The 873-nt window shown below is 52.8% G+C and carries 1 tRNA gene and 1 rRNA gene; both read right to left on the bottom strand.

The features are described 5' to 3' along the window. Window positions 1-151: ribosomal RNA gene (locus AS026_RS12855) — 23S ribosomal RNA — on the bottom strand; the annotation flags it as partial. A gap of 506 nt (window positions 152-657) precedes the next feature. Further along, window positions 658-733 (bottom strand) — tRNA-Ala (locus AS026_RS12850). Window positions 734-873: the final 140 nt, after the last annotated feature.

Genomic DNA, 873 nt, shown 5'->3' with positions numbered 1-873 from the left:
GATTTTCTAAGCATTTAAGGTGGGTTGCCCCATTCGGAGATCCATGGATCAAAGCTTATTCGCAGCTCCCCACGGCTTTTCGCAGCGTATCACGTCCTTCATCGCCTGTGCATGCCAAGGCATCCACCAAATGCCCTTACGACACTTAATCGTTCTCATTGCCAATGCTCATCATCTCGTTGCCCGCATCCCGAAGGAAACGGCAACAGACCGGGTTACCTTTTACAACCCAGTCAATCCAACAATGCCATCGACGTGTTCGATCCGGTCCCTTTATTGGAGCTACGCCGAGCAGCTCGCTTGGGCCGGATCTTTAAGACCAGCTTCTCGAGATTAAATCCGGTACCGCGCGGTCAGGCAACGGCAATCAGGCCAACCATCAGACAGCACCAAAAGGCACCGAACAATGGTCGATCCTGACGACAGGCTTCCTTCCTACCTCCAGTCCCTCCACCAGATCCGGCCGACTAAGCCATCCTTGGTTTCAACAGAACTGGGCTCGGACATCTCGCGCAATCCATAGGATTGTGCAAAACACCTGGAAGCCTCCAGATCAATCTTCTCTTCACGATATATGCAGAACAGGCATCTGACTTAAAGTCGATGCAAACTTTGTTTTTCTCCAGAAGGATATCCCGGCTCGACACCAAAGCGATTTGGTGGAGCTGAGCGGGATCGAACCGCTGACCCCCTGCTTGCAAAGCAGGTGCTCTCCCAGCTGAGCTACAGCCCCAACCATCGCAACACCTGACAGCAAACCGTCAGGATCAGGCATTCCCTAACCATCACTTGCAAATGCAAATGGTGGGCCCGGGAAGACTTGAACTTCCGACCCCACGCTTATCAAGCGTGTGCTCTAACCAACTGAGCTAC

The organism is Rhizobium altiplani, from assembly GCF_001542405.1.
Lineage (GTDB): Bacteria > Pseudomonadota > Alphaproteobacteria > Rhizobiales > Rhizobiaceae > Rhizobium > Rhizobium altiplani.
The sequence above is the reverse complement of the archived record's forward strand: the minus strand, read 5'-3'. Positions and strand labels throughout refer to the sequence as shown.